A 16,512-nucleotide genomic window follows, 5' to 3' on the forward strand; every position below is an offset into this window, starting at 1 on the left:
AACGCGTGGGTGGGGGTGACCTTTGGGTGTCTGTGGCGGTCACCCCACCCCGGCACTTTGTGCCGACCCTCCCCCTCAAGGGGAGGGTGAAAGCGTCAGGCCAGCGTGCGTACATTCGGCTCGCGGTCCCAGAAGCGCTTGGCGGCGGCTTTTGGGAAATTGGCGTCCAGGGCGGTGATGCCGGCGTCGGGGACGACACCTGCCTTGTCTAGCAAGGGTTTGGCGGCGGGGTTGGAGCCGATCGCCTTCAAGTGGCCAAAAGCGTCCATCACCCATTGGACGGCTGCGCCTTCCTTGAGCAGTGACTTTGTGCCCTCGGCGGACAGCAGCACGGCGACAGCATCAAACAGCTGCGAGGGCGAGCCGGCAAGCTGGCCGTCGGCCTTCGTCGTCTTGCCGTCGGAAAGCTTGGCGCCGCCGACCTTGGGGGCGACGACAAAGGGCGTGGCGCCCGCGTCGTCTATCGCCTTCTGCAGCTTGGCAAGCTCGGCGGCATCGCTGCCGTCGGCGATCAGGATGCCGATCTTCCTGCCGTTCAGCGTCTCCTTCATGTTCTTCTGGATGGAGAGTGCGGGCGACGGATCCGTGTCGAACGGAGTGCGGGCCGGATCATTCTGCTTCGGCAGCTCGATGCCAAGACCGGCGGCGACGCGCTTTGCCAGATCCGCATCGACATTGATCAGATTGCCGATCACCCGCAGCGGCACCTGCTGGAGCTGGACCTTCGACAGCTCGAAGACGAAGGATGAGGCGATATGGGAACGCTCGGAATCCGTCTGCGATTTCCAGAAGAGGCGGGCCTGGCTGTAATGATCGGCAAAAAGCTCGGCGCGAACGCGCAGCTTGCCGCCCTGCTCTTCACCCTCAGGGCGACCTTCGGCAGTGCGGAAACCCGTCATCGGACATTCGCGCGGGCCACCGTCCTCGCCGTGCGCCGTCAGGCTGTTCGGTTCGTAGTTGGCCCTGCCCTTCGGCACGTTCATCTGCATCTGGCCGTCGCGCTGGAAGTTCATGACCGGACATTTCGGCGCATTGATCGGGATCTGGTGGAAATTCGCCGTGCCCAGCCGGGACTTCTGGGTATCGAGATAGCTGAACAGGCGGCCCTGGAGCAGCGGGTCATTGGTGAAATCGACACCAGGGACGATGTTTGCCGGGCAATAGGCGGCCTGCTCGGTTTCGGCGAAGAAATTATCCGGGTTGCGGTCGAGCACCATGCGGCCGACGATGCGGATCGGGATCACCTCTTCCGGGATCAGCTTGGTGGCGTCGAGCACGTCATAGGGCAGGCTATCGGCAAACGCCTGATCGAACACCTGCAGGCCGAGTTCCCATTCCGGGAAATTGCCGGTGTCGATCGCTTCCCAGAGATCGCGGCGGTGATAGTCGTTGTCGGCGGCCTGGAGCTTCAGCGCCTCGTCCCATAGCGTCGACTGCAGCCCGAGCTTCGGCTTCCAGTGGAACTTGACGAAGGAGCTTTTGCCCGCGGCATTGACCAATCGGAACGTATGAATGCCGAATCCTTCGATCATGCGGAGCGAACGCGGGATGGCGCGATCCGACATCGCCCACATCTGCATATGCGTCGATTCCGGCATCAATGACGCCCAGTCCCAGAAGGTATCGTGGGCACTGCCGGCCTGCGGGAAGGCGCGATCGGCCTCCATCTTCACGGCGTGGACCAAATCGGGGAACTTGATGGCATCCTGGATGAAGAAAACGGGGATGTTGTTGCCGACCAGATCCCAGTTGCCCTCCTTGGTATAGAACTTGACGGCGAAACCACGGACGTCGCGCGGCGTGTCGACCGAGCCGGCGCCGCCGGCAACCGTCGAGAAGCGCGTAAACAGAGGGGTTTTCTCGCCCTTGCGCTGGAAAAGGTCGGCCTTGGTGATGTCGGCGAGGGATTCGTACAACTCGAAATAGCCGTGCGCCGCCGAGCCGCGGGCATGGACGATGCGCTCGGGAATGCGTTCGTGGTCGAAATGGAAGATCTTCTCGCGCAGCACGAAGTCTTCAAGCAGCGTCGGGCCGCGCTCGCCGGAGCGCAGGCTGTTCTGGTTGTCGGAGACGCGGATGCCCTGGTTGGTGGTCAGATGCGCCGTGTCGTCATGCGCATGCGAGCCCTTCTCCGGGACGTGCTGATGCGTTTCGCCGCCATTGCCGCGATCTGTTTCGAATGGAGTTTTCGTCGACATGCCGTGATCCCCTCTTCAGAATTGAAGTGAGGACAAAACGGTTTGAGCCGACGATGGTTCCCGCAGCAAAGCGGGGGCAAACTGCCCTAGCGAAAATCAGCCTGGGTCAGGATGTACATGCGCTTGCGGGCATAGGAATAGGCCTTGCGCGCGACATTCTGGATGCCTTCGCGGGCGCTGTCGAAAGCGGCGAGATAGCCTGCCTCGGTGCTGGCCTCGGTGAAGACATCGGCCTCGACGAGGAACGGCACTTCGAACATGCCGTCGTGCCCGGTGAAGCGGATACGGTGGGCGGCTGCATCATAGCTGCGGCTAGGATTGGGGAAACTGAGAGCCATGATCGAATACCTTTAAATAGACATGCTCGACGACTTTAGCGCCAGAGTTTTCAGATGCCCGACGTGATGGAGCAATCGAGACTTCATCGAGGTCATTACAAACAGCGCGCACGGGGCGCAGTGCAGTCTGAAGAACCGATGAGGGCGAATAATCCAAGATAGATCGGAACGGTTATTTTGGTTGTGACTTCGTCATCGACGAGCATCACTTACATGGAAGGTATCACAATATTGGGAAAAATGGGGGACTAATTTTACGATATTTGCCTGAGCGGCATATTACTCTCTCAGAATACTATCCCGGAGCGTTGAAATGGGCGTCGACAAGCTCAGGATGCCGGGGTGGGGTGGCCTATTGCGACAACCAAGGATCACCCCCACCCGCAGCTGCGCTGCGACCTCCCCCATCAAGGGGGAGGTGAAGAGAGCTCTATTCCTCGCTGCTGCTTTTCGACCGGGCCCAGTCCATATAGAGGTCGAGCGCCTTGCGGGCGATCGGGCCTTGCTGAAACTCGCGGTCGTCGAGGCGGTTGACGCCGACGATCTTCGAATAGTTGCCGCTGGTGAAAATCTCGTCGGCCGTCATGAAATCGTCGACCGAGAGCGTGGCCTCGATGACGTCGAAGCCGGCCTGGCGCAGGAGGCCGATGACACGCGAACGCGTGATCCCCGCAAGGAAGGTGCGATTTGCGACTGGTGTGAACACCACTCCGTCCTTGACCATGAAGACATTCGAGGTGGCCGTCTCGACGACGTTGCCGTTCATGTCGCGCGCCAGTGCATTGTCGAAGCCGCGGCGCTTCGCCTCGATGATCATGCGGCCGCTATTCGGATAGAGCGCGCCGGCCTTGGCGTCGGTCATCGCGGTTTCGGGCGACGGGCGGCGGAAAGGCGAGACCGTCAGCGAAGACGGCTTGGCGTTGTTCATCGGTGCTTCGAACAGGCAGAGCGCGAAGCGGGTGCTCTCGGGATCGACCGCGACGACGCTGCCGGCGGAACCATGCTCGCCCCAGTACATCGGCTTGATGTAGATCGCCGTCTGGCCGTCGAACTTCTTCACACCCTCCCAGGCCAGCGCCTCGATCTCCTCCGGCGTCTTGACCGGATCGAGGCCCATGGCGCGGGCGGAACGGTTGATGCGTTGGCAATGCAGGTCGATATCAGGCGCGATGCCGTCGAACCAGCGGGCTCCGTCGAAGACTGTCGAGGCCAGCCACATCGCATGCGAGGTCGGGCCGATCAGAGGCGGATTGCCGGAAAGCCATTCGCCGTCGACAAAGGTCCAGGTCGTTGAGCGCGGGGTTGTATCGACTGCCATTTTTCGTCTCCTTGAAAGCGCCAGAAGTGAAATCCCCGCGCAGTCGGAGGGTCAAGCGGAAATTGCTGCCGCCGATCCTTTCGCAACAAAAGGCAGCGAAGGCATGGGGCCGCGCAATATTCGGTCGCGGCTGTCAGTCGGGCGGGATTGGCCTTTCCGAGATCATTGCCCTGACATCGCCGGGCGTTCATGATAACGGCTGCTCCATATCGAAAACGCGGGATGGCCGATGCGCATCTTTCTTGTTCGCCATGGCGAATCCCTTGGTAACCTCAACGGAAAGGCCTATCGCCAATATGGCGATCCCAACGTCCCGCTTTCGCAATGGGGACATCGACAAGCCGTGGAAGCCGGTAGGGCAATCGCGACCTATCTGGACGGAGTGCCGGGCGCGGGGCTCCACCGGCTGCGCATCTGGTTCTCGCCTTTTCTACGGACGCGGCAGAGCAAGGATGCCTTGCTCGAGGCCCTGCCGGCGAAGCTCGTTGGCGATATCAGCGAGGATTACCTGTTGCGGGAGCAGGATTTCGGCCTCTTTACCGAGATCTACGACCATGCCGAACAAAAACAGAAATTTCCCGACGAGTTCGAAAAGTGGGCGAGGTTGCGTAGCGACAGCGGAAAGTTCTACGCGCGGCCACCGGATGGCGAAAGCCGAGCGGATGTGGCGCAGCGGGTCCGCCTGTTTCTGCAAACGGTCATGCACGACGCCAATCATGGCAGCGACAATGTCGTGATCGTCGGCCACGGCGTGACCAACAGGGCGTTCGAAATGAATTTTCTGCGGCATCCCGTCGAATGGTTCGAGCACTCCGACAATCCTGGCAATGCCGACGTCACGTTGATCGAGGGCAGCCATTCGCAGGGCTACACGTCAGCATTGCTTCACCACGCTTCCGATCGGCCTGTGGGGCAGGACAGCCAATTTCGCGATGCATATGGCGCCGAAGTGACATTGGCGTCGAGGCCTGAATGACAGCGATAAAGCACTATCAGCCTTCTATCGGCCGGAATCGATGTCGCTGCATCGCGCGGATAGTAGCCTTCCTGGAGACAGAAATTTTACCTCCGCCTCTGGATAGGCTTGCCACTTTGCTCCAAGCACTTACATAAGCATTGGGGTAGAGGAGTTTGGTTTTCATGAATATTTTCAAATTGGCCGCTGCGATCGGGCTGACAGGTCTTTCGCTTGCGGGTTGCGTCGATGATGGCGGATATGGTGGCGGCTACGGCGGAAGCTACGGGGTCGTCTATAGCAGCGGATATGATGGCGGATACTATGACGGCTATCGTCCCTACAGGCGCTACAACAACTATTCGAACCGCCGTTGGGACGACCGCGGCGATTACCGGCGGTCGGACCGCAACTGGCAAGGACGGCGTCCGGACCGCGACCAGTCCCAGAACCGGCCTCGGCCGGACAGGCAGCCCGACCGGCAGCACAACCGACCGGATGTCAGAAACCAGCCCGGACCTTACAGCCCGGATTCGTGCGGTGCCATCGATTGTACAGGCATCACGCCGCGCGGGTTCAATCGGTAGTCGCTCGGCGGCGTGAAGCCATGCCGCCGGATATGCCGACCATGGTGAGGAGCCGATGCCATGAAAGCCATGTACTACGACGCCTTCCAGAAGATGCCGGAGATCAGGGTCCTGCCGGACCCGACGCCCGGCGAGGACGGCGTCGTCATTGCCGTTGGGGCGAGCGGCCTTTGCCGCAGCGACTGGCATGGCTGGATGGGGCACGATCCCGACATCCACCTGCCGCATGTGCCGGGCCATGAACTTGCCGGCAAGGTGGTGGCGACGGGGCGCGGCGTCATGCGGTTCAAGGTCGGAGACCGGGTCACAGTTCCCTTCGTTTCCGGCTGCGGTCACTGCTCCGAGTGCCATTCCGGCAACCAGCAGGTCTGCCCGAACCAGTTCCAGCCCGGCTTCACCCATTGGGGCTCCTTTGCCGAATATGTCGCGATAGACTATGCCGACACCAACCTCGTCCACCTGCCCGACACGATCGACGATGCGACGGCGGCAAGTCTCGGCTGCCGGTTCGCGACGTCGTTTCGCGCCGTTGCCGACCAGGGCAAGACGCGGCCCGGCGAGTGGATCGCGGTGCATGGCTGCGGCGGCGTCGGCCTGTCGGCGATCATGATCGCCACGGCGCTCGGCGCCAACGCCATCGGCATTGACCTTTCCGAGGAGAAGCTGGCCTTTGCGCGTGAATGCGGTGCGGTCGCAACCATCAATGCCGCCGAGGTTGCCGACGTGCCGGAAGCCGTGCGCGAGATCACCAAGGGCGGCGCGCATGTCTCGATCGATGCGCTCGGGCATCCCTCCACCTGCTTCAACTCGATCAAGAACCTGCGCCGCCGCGGCCGTCACGTGCAGGTCGGCCTGATGCTCGGCGAACATGCGACGCCCGCGATACCGATGTCGCAGGTCATCGGCCATGAACTGGAAATCTATGGCAGCCACGGCATGCAGGCCTGGCGCTACGACGCAATGCTCTCGATGCTCGAAGCCGGCAAGATCACCCCGCAAAAACTGATCGGCCGGCGCATCAGTCTCGAGGAGGCGGCATCCATGCTCACGACGCTTGATAAGGCGGAGGGGATCGGGATCAGCGTGATCACCAGGTTTTGATAGGTGCTGTGAAGGATTGCGTCAGCTACCGCAAGCGAAGGAATTTGCTTTGAATCAGGCAAAATACCGGACATCTGTCGCGGTGGCCTCAGACTTTGGTGGAGTTGCCAAAGCCGACACAAGGGTCTAACGGACGCGTCCTCAAGAAGAAGAAAACAAGAAAGCGACATGATGTCCAACTCGAACACCGCCACCGAGGCGTCTACCACGAAGAGTGTCTTCGTGCTGGCCGACCATGTGGAACGCCGGGCGCGCCTTGAAGGCACCTGGCTCAATATCTTCGACGTCACCGTCTCGCCCGGCGGCGGCACGCCTCTCCACAGCCATGCCAGCCCGGAAGTCTTCCGCATTCTCGAAGGCAGCCTGACGATACAGCGCATGAGCGATAGCGGGCTGCAGGAAGTCGAGGCAATCGCCGGCGATATCGTCAGCATCCCGGCACATGTGCCACACGGCTATTCGAACCCCGGCCCCGCTCCCTGCGTATTCTCGGCGATCGTCGACAAGGAAATGGCCGTCTATTTCGAAGCCGCAGACAGCAGCAAGCCGACCGACGGGACACCCGACGACGAAGCCGCAGAGCAGATGATCGTGGCGGCAAACGCCCATGGAATCCACATTCTGGCGGCGTGATCTTCGAACCATCACCTTGCTCATCTATTTTGATTTGGCATGATCTTTTCCGAAAGCGGCTTCGCGCTCTTCGGGATCATGCTCTAAAAGGAGCCGCAGCATGGCATGGTCCGCTAGCCAATATGTGAAATTCGAAGACGAACGGACGCGCCCGGCGCGGGACCTTTTGGCCCAGGTGCCGCTCGACAGCGTGCGCCACGCCATCGACCTCGGCTGCGGGCCCGGCAACTCGACGGAGCTGATCGTGGAGCGCTTCGGCGCTGCCGGCGTCTCCGGGCTCGACAGCGACATGAACATGCTGGAGGCAGCGCGCAAACGCATGCCGGGAACGCCTTTCATCGAGGCGGATCTGGCCACCTGGCGCCCGAGCCAACCGGCGGACCTGCTGTTTGCCAATGCCGTCTTCCAATGGCTGCCCAACCATCTCGACATTTTCGACGGGCTTATGGACGGCTTGGCCTCCGGCGGCGTTCTCGCCGTGCAGATGCCTGATAATCTCGGCGAGCCGAGTCATCTGATGATGGAAGAAACCGCACATGACGGCCCCTGGCGCGAAGCCTTCGAAAAGAAGAGCGTCCGCCGCAACCCCTTGCCCGCCTCATCAGTCTATTACGACAGGCTGATCGCCAAATCCGCTCGCGTCGATATCTGGCACACCGCCTACAACCACGCCCTGGAAAACGCTGCGGCGATCGCCGAATGGGTCAAGGGCACAGGCCTGCGCCCCTATCTCGACCACGCCGGCGAACAACACCGCGAAGCCTTCACCGCCGCCTATCTGGAGCGGCTGAAAAAGGTCTATCCCGAGATGTCGGACGGACGCGTGTTGCTGCGGTTTCCGCGGATATTCATGGTTGCGGTGAAACGCTGACATTCAACCCGCCCTCGCCCTTCGAGGCTCCGGCCTGCGGCCTCCGCGCCTCAGGATGAGGGCTGATCTTTTGCGGCCTGTCGAGATCCGCCCTTAGCCAAGCACGGCGGCAAATCCGCAGGGCCCCAGAGCAATACCGCGGCAAATCCTGAGGTCCTCATCCTGAGGTGCCCTTCGAGGCGCGAGCCAAGATGGGCCTCGAAGGATCGATCTGGGGCGCCTTATCGATCGGTCCCTCCGGGCCCTTCCTGAAGACACCTATCTTCCACCCGCCAAGGTTGCCACGATCGTCGCATTGCAGATATCCAATTTTTGTAGTAACAATAATGGCAATCATTTTCGATCCACCGAAGCGGGACAAGGCCTTGGCGGAGCGCTCACTTGACTTCGCGCGTTGCGAGGAGGTGTTTGCGGGCAATCACATAACGATCGAGGATGATCGCAAGGACTACGGCGAGCGCCGATGCTTCACGATCGGCCGACTAGATGGACGGATGGTCGTGGTCGTCTGGACACCGCGCGATGGGCATGAGCGCATTATAAGCATGAGGAAGGCCAATGACCGCGAACAGCACGCCTATCAAGACCGGCTGGAAAGACCCGGATGACGCCCCGGATTTGTCCCTGCCCGAATGGGCCGACAGGATCAATTCAGCGCCGTTCAAGCGCGGGCGGCCGAACTCCGATAATCCAAAGACCTCCACGACGATCCGGCTGGATAGCGATATAATCGACCGCTTTCGTGCCGGAGGCCCCGGCTGGCAATCGCGGATCAACGCCGCATTGCGGGACTGGCTGGCGGATCACTGAAAGACATCCGGCTGGTCCGGACCCGGGTTCCAGCAGCCGTCAGAGAGTGGCGCGCCTCGCTCTTTCGTCTCGTAGAGACGCGCGCACCGCTTCGAAGAAGCGATCCTGCTCCGGGTCATCGGCAAGGGCATTGACGATGAACCCTGTTTCGTGGCGCGTGGCCTGTTTGCCCATGTGGCCGCTGCGCTCGACCCACAGGCTTGGGTAATCCTGGCTTGGCCGGCAGGAATTGGAACTGCTCACCGCGAACTGATGCAGCCTTGAATAGGATTGTATCAAGGGCGGGATGGTGTGGGTTTCGTTCTTGTCTCGGCCTTGGCCATCGCTGCAGGCCGAATGGAGGACGAGTTCCACGTCATCGTATTCATGCCAAAGCTCGGGAAGCTGCCAATCCCGGCAGATCAGGAAGCCGCAGCGAACGCCTTCGATCTCCATTCGAGCTGGCCCCCTGCCTGCTGAGAATGCGCGCAGGTCGTTTTGCGAGCATGCCTGTTTATCGTAGCGACCCGAGACCGCGCCGCGCCTATCGATGAGGTAGACAGAGTTGAGGGGCTTATCCCGATCATTGTCTCGATAGACGCATCCAGCCGCAATCCAGATGCCATGGCGGCTGGCAGCGGCGCGAACTTCGCTCACCGCCGCGTCGACCAAATCCCAGTCAAATCCCGACCAGTCCGGCCAATTCTCCGGACCGTAGCCGGAAATGGCGCATTCGGGAAAATGGGCAACATCCGCTCCCGCCAACGACGCTGCTGCGATCAGCTGGATAATCTCCCGCGTGTTGGTGGAGACGTCATGCAGGACAGGGAATTGACAGGTTGCCACCTTCAATCGATCCGGCGCACCGGTCATCGACGGTGGCTTGTGCCAGGTATATGAACCATCCCATTTCACCATTGCTCACTCCGGGGTTGCAGGGCGACTCAGCTGCATCCAAGCAATATCAAGCCGCAACCAGGCCCCTTTGTCACCCGCCCTCGTCCTTCGAGGCTCCGGCCTGCGGCCTGTCGAGATCCGCCCTTAGCCAGGCAAGGCGGCAAATCCGCGGGCCTCAGAGCAATACCGCGGCAAATGCGGAGGTCCTCATCCTGAGGTGCCCTTCGAGGCGTGAGCCGAGATGGGCCTCGAAGGATCGAGCTGGGGGCTTCCTGCCCATCAAAAAAGCCCCGCGGATTGCTCCGCGGGGCCTTTGTCTAAAGCTGTTGCCCTCAAATAAACTGGCTCAGGCCCGGGATCGAGCCGACGACTTCGTCGACGACCTGGTCGCCGGCGTGCTCGCGGGCGACGGCGATGGTTTCCTTGGCGAGCGTGGTGATCTCGCCCATGCCGAGGCCGCTGCTCATCAGCTGCTGGCCGAGCGCCATGACGCCGCCACCGGCGCCGACGGCGCTCATCAGGCCGCCAAGGATGCCGCCGCCACCGCTGGTGCTTTCGGCGCCGTTATATTGCGCCACGAGGTCGGACGCGCCGGGGATGGACTGGATCATCTTTGCCACCGGTCCATCCGGCGCCTCGCGCTGCAGGAAGCCGAGGATCATGCCGACCGCCTTTTCCGCGACGTCGGGGGCAATGCCGGCCTTGGCCGCGATCTGGTCTATGATTTCGTTCATGTGGGCCTCCAGCTTGTGTTTTTCATGCTTGCATCAGCGTATTTCACTTATCCAGGCAACTCAAGGCGGGCCTGTTTCCAGGCCAGCGTTTTATTAAGGGCGCCCTTTGCCATGCGAAAGGTTGTCGCGCTGCAAGTCCCTCCTTATAACGAGTTCAGGACAATTCGATGAACGCGCTTCGGGCAGCCTTCGACGGCGGCCTGCACCGGTCTGAGGGAGACGAGACTTGATTGAGCAGGATGGACAGATTTTCCTCGGGGCAAGCCGTAAGCCGGATGACAGCATCAACAAGCCGGAATATCTGGCCCTAAAATTCGGCAACCGCCATGGCCTCGTCACCGGCGCTACCGGCACCGGCAAGACGGTGTCGCTACAGGTGCTGGCCGAAGGATTTTCCAAGGCCGGGGTGCCGGTGTTCTGCGCCGACATCAAGGGCGATCTCTCCGGCATCGCCGCCAAGGGCGAGCCGAAGGATTTCCTCGTCAAGCGGGCCGAGGAAGTCGGCCTTTCGCCCTACGAGTTCGAGCAGTTTCCGGTCATCTTCTGGGATCTGTACGGCGAGAAGGGCCATCGCGTCCGCACGACTATCGCCGAGATGGGGCCGCTTTTGCTGGCGCGGCTGATGGATGCCTCGGAGGCGCAGGAAGGTGTGATCAACATCGCCTTCAAGATTGCCGACCAGGGCGGACTGCCGCTGCTGGATCTGAAGGATTTCCAGGCGCTGCTGAACTACATGGGCGAGAACGCCTCGGAGCTGTCGAACCAGTACGGGCTGATCTCGAAATCATCTGTTGGATCGATCCAGCGCGGATTGCTGGTGCTGGAACAGCAGGGTGCCGCGAATTTCTTCGGCGAGCCGGCGATGAAGATCAGCGACATCATGCGCACGAGCCAGAATGGATACGGCCAGATCTCGGTGCTTGCCGCCGACAAGCTGATGATGAACCCGCGGCTTTACGCGACATTCCTGCTCTGGCTGCTGTCCGAACTGTTCGAGGACCTGCCCGAGGTCGGCGATCCCGACAAGCCGAAGCTGGTCTTCTTCTTCGACGAGGCGCATCTGCTGTTCGACGACGCGCCGAAGGTGCTGACGCAGCGCGTCGAGCAGGTCGTGCGGCTGATCCGGTCCAAGGGCGTCGGCGTCTACTTCGTGACGCAGAACCCGCTTGATGTCCCGGAGACTGTGCTCGCCCAGCTCGGCAACCGGGTGCAGCATGCGTTGCGCGCCTATTCGCCGCGCGAGCAGAAAGCCGTGAAGACCGCGGCCGATACCTTCCGGGCCAATCCGGACTTCGATTGCGCGACCGTCATCACCAATCTCGCAACGGGTGAAGCGCTGGTCTCGACGCTCGAAGGCAAGGGTGCGCCGTCGATCGTCGAACGGACGCTGATCCGCCCGCCGTCCGGCCGCGTCGGGCCGGTCACCGACGAGGAGCGCCAGAGGATCATGGCCAACAGCCCCGTCGCCGGAATCTATGACACGGATATCGACCGCGAATCCGCCTATGAAATTCTCATCGCCCGCGCCCGCAAGGCGAGCGACCAGAATGCGGCCAAGGAGCCGCCGGTGACATCAGCCGACAACGACAATGCGAGCGGGCACTGGAGCTTGCCGGGTTTCGGCACGAGCAACGACAACGGACAGTCGAAACCTGCCGGACGCTCCGGCTACCAGCGGGAAACGATCGTGGAGGCGGCGCTGAAAAGTGTCGCGAGAACTGTGGCGACCCAGGTCGGGCGGGCGCTGGTGCGGGGAATATTGGGCAGCCTGAAACGGTAGGTTCGGGGGCGCGCCTGCTGCCTGCCGATTGCCGACGCGGGACTTTGACCGCGGTACCTGATTGCGCATCCCGGCGAGCGGCTGTTATACAGGACTGGCTAGGTCAGTTTGGGGACGGCTGCAGGGCGCATCGAGGATGAACGTCATTCGGCGAAATTCAGGCATTTGGCCACGCATCTCTGCGTGGTTGCCCGCCGCAGCCTTCGCCCTGTCATTTGCCGCCAGCGCCCCGCCCGCCTTCTCCGAGCCGTCAGCCGCAGCGCCTGCCTGTCTTTACTCAGGTGCGTCGGAATTCGCTCCCGGAGAGACGCTCTGCATCAAGGCGAATGATTTCAATCATGACCTCTGCGTCGCCATCGAGCATTTTGCCAGCGCCAATCGCCTGCCGCCGGACTATCTGGCGAGGTTGATCTGGCGGGAAAGCCGCTTTCGGGCCGACGCCATCAGCCCGAAAGGTGCTCGCGGGATTGCGCAATTCATGCCGGGTACTGCCGAATTGCGCGGCCTGGAAAACAGCCTCGACGTGCTCGAGGCGCTTCGGGCATCGGCTCGATATCTTGACGATCTGCGGACGCGCTTCGGCAATCTCGGCCTTGCGGCAGCCGCCTATAATGCTGGCGAGCAACGACTTTCCGACTTCCTGACGTCAGGCTCATTGCCCTTCGAGACGCGGAGCTATGTGCTGGGGATTACCGGCCATACCGTTGAGGAATGGGAAACACCGGCCGGCGAGCTCGCCCTTCCGCTTCTCGATCGCGGCAAGCCGTTTCTGGACGCATGCGTGACGCTCGCCAATAGCCGGCGCCTTGTCGCTCCGGTCGAGCAGGCGAACGGGGTCTGGGCTCCATGGGGTGTCCAGCTTGCCGCCGGCCCGCGCAACGACGTTGCACGATCATTGTTCGCCAACGCCGTTCGCAGGCTCCCTGCCCCGCTGAACGAAGAGCAACCGCTCATCATCCGCCAGCGCGACCGCGACTTCGGTTTTCGCCCGCGCTATTCGGCAAGGATCGGAAGGCAAACGCGAGCCGAGGCAACCGAGACATGCTCGGCCATCCGCAAGGCCGGAGGCACGTGCCTGGTGTTCAAGAGCCTGTGAAAGGGATGAAGCCACGGCTTTGAAGTAAAGCCCGAGGAAAGCCCCCCAACCCTCCCCACAAGGGGGAGGGAGTTAACCTGCCGCACCCCCTTGAGCCATCAACAGGCATCCTGTGCAGATGGGCAATGATTTAACGCTGAGCGGGCGGCACCTTGGCCCCCTCCCCCTTGTGGGGAGGGTTGAGGAGGGGTCCTGCCATTGCCTATACTTTGCGAGGGGTAGCGAGATTGAACTGCCGCGTTTACTAATTAAGCTTGGCGGCTTGTGGTGGCAGCCGCTTGGCTTATTCTGGTATTTCACCGACAAGCGGAGACTGACAATGGCAGGCTGCAGCCACGAGGCAACGATCCGATCCGTCACTCCCAAGACGCTCGGGTGCGAGGAGTGCCTGGCGACGGGCGGAGAATGGTTTCATCTGCGGGTCTGCCGCGAATGCGGACATGTCGGCTGCTGCGATCAATCGCCCGGCCAGCATGCGACATCGCATTTCTACGAGACGCGGCATCCCATCATCGAGGGGTACGATCCGCCGGAGGGTTGGGGCTGGTGCTTCGTCGATGAGGTGTTCGTCGAGTTGCCGGACCAGACCCCGCAGCGCGGACCAATACCGCGCTACTATTGACCGGCACCTATCACCTCAATTTCTGACGGTCGCAGACGGCGCGGCCGATCGTGGAGGATCCAATGGCAGACATCGGCTCGCGTGATCATCAAATGTTTCCGGTTCTCACCGCACATCAGATGGAGACGGCAAAGCGCTTCGCCAGCACCGAACGGCGCCACTTCACGGCCGGAGAAATCGTCTACGAGATCGGCGACAGGACCGTGCCTGCCTGGCTGGTGCTGGAAGGATCGCTCGAGGTCTTTCGCCACGAGGGGCTTTCGCATGAGGTCTATGTCACCACCCATCATCCCGGCCAGTTCAGCGGCGAGGTCAACCAGCTCTCGGGCCGGCCCTCGCTCGTGCGCGGCCGGGCGGGACCTGGCGGCTGCACCGCCGTTTCTTTCGATGGCGCCCATATCAGGGCGCTGGTCATAGGTTCGGCCGATGTCGGCGAGATCATCATGCGGGCCTTCATTCTTCGTCGGGTCTCATTGATCAATGCGGGTGGTGCCGGGTCCGTGCTGGTCGGGGTGCCCGGCAGCAGTGCGGTGACGCGCCTGCAGGGATTTCTGACGCGGAGCGCCTATCCCCACATCATTCTCGACGCCTCGTCTGATGAAGAGGGGCTCGCCCTGATCGAGCGGCTCGGTGTCCTGCCGGCGGAACTGCCGCTGATGGTCTGCCCGAACGGGACGGTGCTGAAAAATCCGACCGATATCGAAGCCGCGCTGTGCCTCGGCATGACGCCGGATCTGAAGTCCGACGTGACTTACGACGTGGCGATCGTCGGGGCCGGACCGGCCGGGCTTGCGGCCGCCGTCTATGCCGCGTCCGAGGGGCTCAGCGTCATCGTGCTGGACGAACGCTCAGTCGGCGGACAGGCGGGCGCATCGGCGCGGATCGAGAATTATCTCGGATTTCCCACAGGTATTTCCGGTCAGGCGCTTGCCGGGCGAGCCTTCAACCAGGCCCTGAAGTTCGGCGCTGAGATCGCGCTGCCGCTGGAGGTGCTCGATCTCGTGCCGTCTCCGCCTGATGCAAAGACGCATGTGCTGACCCTGAAGCTTGCGCGCGGCGGCGCAGTCACCGCACGCATTGTCATTGTCGCCTCCGGCGCGCGCTATCGTCGGCCCGAAATCGCCGGTATCGAGGCGTTCGAGGGGGCCGGCGTGTCATACTGGGCATCGTCGATCGAAGCCAAGCTTTGCGAGGGCGAGGAGATCGCGCTTATCGGCGGCGGCAATTCGGCCGGACAGGCGGTGGCCTTCCTCGCGCCGCAGGTCAAGCGATTGCGGCTTGTCGTCCGGCGACCATTGGAAGAAACCATGTCGCGCTACCTGATCGAGCGGATTGCGGCCCTTCCCAACGTCGAGATTCACACCAATTGCGAGGTCGTTTCCCTCGAGGGCGATCGGCTGCGCGGGCTTTCGGCCGCGGTCCTGCGCGACCGAACGACTGGCGCCGAACATCGCTTCCCGCTTCGCCACATGTTCCTGTTCATCGGGGCAGATCCGAATGCGGCGTGGATCCGGAAATATGCCGAAACCGACAGCAACGGCTTTGTCCTCACCGGGCAGCCGTTTCGCGGAGAAGCCGCCGCCTGCACCCGGCCTGCCCTTCCGCTGGAGACCAGCGTGCCGAACCTCTTCGCGATCGGCGACGTTCGTGCCGCGTCGACCAAGCGGGTGGCGGCTGCGGTCGGCGAAGGGGCCGCTGTCGTTGCGCAGATCCACATGGCGCTGCGGTTCATGGCTGCGCAACATTGATGTCGCTGTACCGTGCGATGAAGGCGCACGGGGCAACCGTCGAATGCCTCAATGGTTCCTGGAATTGATCGCCTGGAAGAGGCCATCGAGATTGCCGTTCTCGGCTGCAAATCTCAGCGGCTTGCAACGCTCGACGACGACCTCGGCAGCGTCTGGCCGGGTGGACAGGATTTCCATGACCTCGGCGATGAATTCGTCTAGCGGCATGGCCATCGGGTCGCTTGCCTGGTGGTCGCCCATCAGCGTCGTCTGGACGTAGGGCGGGACGATTTCGATGACGTCGACCGCCGTGCCCTCGAGTTGCCGGCGCAGCGACATCGAATAGGAATGGATTGCCGCCTTGGTGGCCGAATAGGTTGGCGTCAACACCATCGGCACGAAGGCAAGCCCCGACGACACGGTGAGGATCGCGGCTTGCGGCTGGCGCTGCAGATGCGGCAGCAGGGCCGCCGTCAGACGGATGGGCCCGAGCAGGTTTGTCGCTATGGTTTCCTCGGCGACAGCCAGATAATCCGGCGCCGACTTCATATCTTCCAGTTTCATGATCCCGGCATTGTTGATCACCACGTTCAGCTTGGGATAGGTGCTGGAAAGCTCGGCGGCGAGCACCTTCAGGCTGTCCTTGTCAGACATGTCGACCGTCAGGGATTTCATGCCGGGGTTGGCTGCCGTCACTTCGGCGAGCGCGGCATGGCGGCGGCCCGAAATGATGACCTGATTGCCGAGCTTGTGAAACGCTTCCGCCAGTGCCCTGCCGATGCCCGAGCCTCCGCCGGTAATCAAAACCGTATTGCCTGTCATTTTCATCGCAATCACCTTCCTTGGTTGTCACACCAAATTAGGTC

General features: G+C 61.9%; 17 protein-coding genes. 11 read left to right on the forward strand and 6 right to left on the reverse strand.

Annotation, left to right across the window (positions count from 1 at the left end):
- Positions 1-95: 95 nt before the first annotated feature.
- From CPY51_RS02795 to CPY51_RS02805, 3 genes are all read right to left on the reverse strand, one after another.
- Entirely contained in the window at positions 96-2,198 is a 2,103-nt protein-coding gene (locus CPY51_RS02795; RefSeq protein WP_111158497.1) for a catalase, read from the reverse strand.
- Between the two features lie 86 nt (positions 2,199-2,284).
- The gene (locus tag CPY51_RS02800) at positions 2,285-2,536 is read right to left on the reverse strand and encodes a DUF1488 family protein (protein WP_111158498.1); all 252 of its coding nucleotides are present in this window, start codon (positions 2,534-2,536) and stop codon (positions 2,285-2,287) included.
- A 430-nt stretch (positions 2,537-2,966) separates the two neighbouring features.
- Entirely contained in the window at positions 2,967-3,854 is an 888-nt protein-coding gene (locus CPY51_RS02805) for a branched-chain amino acid aminotransferase (RefSeq protein WP_111158499.1), read from the reverse strand.
- Between the two features lie 229 nt (positions 3,855-4,083).
- Here CPY51_RS02805 and CPY51_RS02810 point away from each other — a divergent pair, with 229 nt between their 5' ends.
- From CPY51_RS02810 to CPY51_RS33695, 7 genes are all read left to right on the forward strand, one after another.
- Positions 4,084-4,830, forward strand: coding sequence for a histidine phosphatase family protein (locus tag CPY51_RS02810; protein WP_111158500.1), 747 nt, complete (start codon positions 4,084-4,086; stop codon positions 4,828-4,830).
- Between the two features lie 164 nt (positions 4,831-4,994).
- Positions 4,995-5,396, forward strand: a complete 402-nt coding sequence (locus CPY51_RS02815; protein WP_111158501.1) for a hypothetical protein — start codon at positions 4,995-4,997, stop codon at positions 5,394-5,396.
- 60 nt (positions 5,397-5,456) lie between these two features.
- Positions 5,457-6,497, forward strand: a complete 1,041-nt coding sequence (locus CPY51_RS02820) for a zinc-dependent alcohol dehydrogenase family protein (protein ID WP_111158502.1) — start codon at positions 5,457-5,459, stop codon at positions 6,495-6,497.
- A 168-nt stretch (positions 6,498-6,665) separates the two neighbouring features.
- Positions 6,666-7,130 (forward strand): cupin domain-containing protein, encoded by a 465-nt coding sequence (locus CPY51_RS02825; protein ID WP_111158503.1) that lies wholly within the window; start codon positions 6,666-6,668, stop codon positions 7,128-7,130.
- Positions 7,131-7,230: 100 nt separating this feature from the next.
- Complete coding sequence (tam, locus tag CPY51_RS02830; RefSeq protein ID WP_111158504.1) at positions 7,231-8,001, forward strand: trans-aconitate 2-methyltransferase; 771 nt, start codon at positions 7,231-7,233, stop codon at positions 7,999-8,001.
- A gap of 326 nt (positions 8,002-8,327) precedes the next feature.
- Complete coding sequence (locus CPY51_RS02835) at positions 8,328-8,609, forward strand: BrnT family toxin (RefSeq protein ID WP_111158505.1); 282 nt, start codon at positions 8,328-8,330, stop codon at positions 8,607-8,609.
- A complete protein-coding gene (locus tag CPY51_RS33695; RefSeq protein WP_111158506.1) occupies positions 8,560-8,811 on the forward strand; it encodes a BrnA antitoxin family protein in 252 nt (83 codons plus the stop codon). Before CPY51_RS02835 ends, CPY51_RS33695 begins: the two co-directional genes overlap by 50 nt.
- A 39-nt stretch (positions 8,812-8,850) precedes the next feature.
- Here CPY51_RS33695 and CPY51_RS02845 read toward each other — a convergent pair whose 3' ends face one another.
- A complete protein-coding gene (locus CPY51_RS02845) occupies positions 8,851-9,708 on the reverse strand; it encodes a carbon-nitrogen hydrolase family protein (RefSeq protein ID WP_111158507.1) in 858 nt (285 codons plus the stop codon).
- A 311-nt stretch (positions 9,709-10,019) separates the two neighbouring features.
- Positions 10,020-10,421 (reverse strand): hypothetical protein, encoded by a 402-nt coding sequence (locus CPY51_RS02850; RefSeq protein WP_111158508.1) that lies wholly within the window; start codon positions 10,419-10,421, stop codon positions 10,020-10,022.
- Positions 10,422-10,650: 229 nt separating this feature from the next.
- Between CPY51_RS02850 and CPY51_RS02855 the strand changes: the two genes are divergently transcribed.
- The 4 genes from CPY51_RS02855 (at position 10,651) to CPY51_RS02870 (ending at position 15,667) form a co-directional block, all read left to right on the forward strand.
- Positions 10,651-12,201 (forward strand): helicase HerA-like C-terminal domain-containing protein, encoded by a 1,551-nt coding sequence (locus CPY51_RS02855; RefSeq protein ID WP_111158652.1) that lies wholly within the window; start codon positions 10,651-10,653, stop codon positions 12,199-12,201.
- A gap of 136 nt (positions 12,202-12,337) precedes the next feature.
- Entirely contained in the window at positions 12,338-13,297 is a 960-nt protein-coding gene (locus tag CPY51_RS02860) for a lytic transglycosylase domain-containing protein (RefSeq protein ID WP_111158509.1), read from the forward strand.
- Between the two features lie 319 nt (positions 13,298-13,616).
- Entirely contained in the window at positions 13,617-13,919 is a 303-nt protein-coding gene (locus CPY51_RS02865) for a UBP-type zinc finger domain-containing protein (protein ID WP_111158510.1), read from the forward strand.
- Positions 13,920-13,981: 62 nt separating this feature from the next.
- Positions 13,982-15,667, forward strand: coding sequence for an FAD-dependent oxidoreductase (locus CPY51_RS02870; RefSeq protein ID WP_111158511.1), 1,686 nt, complete (start codon positions 13,982-13,984; stop codon positions 15,665-15,667).
- Between the two features lie 48 nt (positions 15,668-15,715).
- On the opposite strand, the gene CPY51_RS02875 is transcribed toward CPY51_RS02870, so the two are convergent.
- Positions 15,716-16,474 carry an SDR family oxidoreductase gene (locus CPY51_RS02875; RefSeq protein ID WP_111158512.1) on the reverse strand — a complete coding sequence of 253 codons (759 nt, stop codon included), beginning with the start codon at positions 16,472-16,474 and terminating at the stop codon, positions 15,716-15,718.
- Between the last annotated feature and the right edge of the window lie 38 nt (positions 16,475-16,512).

This window comes from Arminella tubonensis, assembly GCF_003240585.1.
GTDB lineage: Bacteria > Pseudomonadota > Alphaproteobacteria > Rhizobiales > Rhizobiaceae > Rhizobium > Rhizobium tubonense.

What these genes read in the sequence shown, in the direction of transcription:
- CPY51_RS02795 (WP_111158497.1), bottom strand. Translation starts at nt 2,198, where the DNA reads ATGTCGACGAAAACTCCATTCGAAACAGATCGCGGCAATGGCGGCGAA.
- CPY51_RS02800 (WP_111158498.1), bottom strand. Translation starts at nt 2,536, where the DNA reads ATGGCTCTCAGTTTCCCCAATCCTAGCCGCAGCTATGATGCAGCCGCC.
- CPY51_RS02805 (WP_111158499.1), bottom strand. Translation starts at nt 3,854, where the DNA reads ATGGCAGTCGATACAACCCCGCGCTCAACGACCTGGACCTTTGTCGAC.
- CPY51_RS02810 (WP_111158500.1), top strand. Translation starts at nt 4,084, where the DNA reads ATGCGCATCTTTCTTGTTCGCCATGGCGAATCCCTTGGTAACCTCAAC.
- CPY51_RS02815 (WP_111158501.1), top strand. Translation starts at nt 4,995, where the DNA reads ATGAATATTTTCAAATTGGCCGCTGCGATCGGGCTGACAGGTCTTTCG.
- CPY51_RS02820 (WP_111158502.1), top strand. Translation starts at nt 5,457, where the DNA reads ATGAAAGCCATGTACTACGACGCCTTCCAGAAGATGCCGGAGATCAGG.
- CPY51_RS02825 (WP_111158503.1), top strand. Translation starts at nt 6,666, where the DNA reads ATGATGTCCAACTCGAACACCGCCACCGAGGCGTCTACCACGAAGAGT.
- tam (WP_111158504.1), top strand. Translation starts at nt 7,231, where the DNA reads ATGGCATGGTCCGCTAGCCAATATGTGAAATTCGAAGACGAACGGACG.
- CPY51_RS02835 (WP_111158505.1), top strand. Translation starts at nt 8,328, where the DNA reads ATGGCAATCATTTTCGATCCACCGAAGCGGGACAAGGCCTTGGCGGAG.
- CPY51_RS33695 (WP_111158506.1), top strand. Translation starts at nt 8,560, where the DNA reads ATGACCGCGAACAGCACGCCTATCAAGACCGGCTGGAAAGACCCGGAT.
- CPY51_RS02845 (WP_111158507.1), bottom strand. Translation starts at nt 9,708, where the DNA reads ATGGTGAAATGGGATGGTTCATATACCTGGCACAAGCCACCGTCGATG.
- CPY51_RS02850 (WP_111158508.1), bottom strand. Translation starts at nt 10,421, where the DNA reads ATGAACGAAATCATAGACCAGATCGCGGCCAAGGCCGGCATTGCCCCC.
- CPY51_RS02860 (WP_111158509.1), top strand. Translation starts at nt 12,338, where the DNA reads ATGAACGTCATTCGGCGAAATTCAGGCATTTGGCCACGCATCTCTGCG.
- CPY51_RS02865 (WP_111158510.1), top strand. Translation starts at nt 13,617, where the DNA reads ATGGCAGGCTGCAGCCACGAGGCAACGATCCGATCCGTCACTCCCAAG.
- CPY51_RS02870 (WP_111158511.1), top strand. Translation starts at nt 13,982, where the DNA reads ATGGCAGACATCGGCTCGCGTGATCATCAAATGTTTCCGGTTCTCACC.
- CPY51_RS02875 (WP_111158512.1), bottom strand. Translation starts at nt 16,474, where the DNA reads ATGAAAATGACAGGCAATACGGTTTTGATTACCGGCGGAGGCTCGGGC.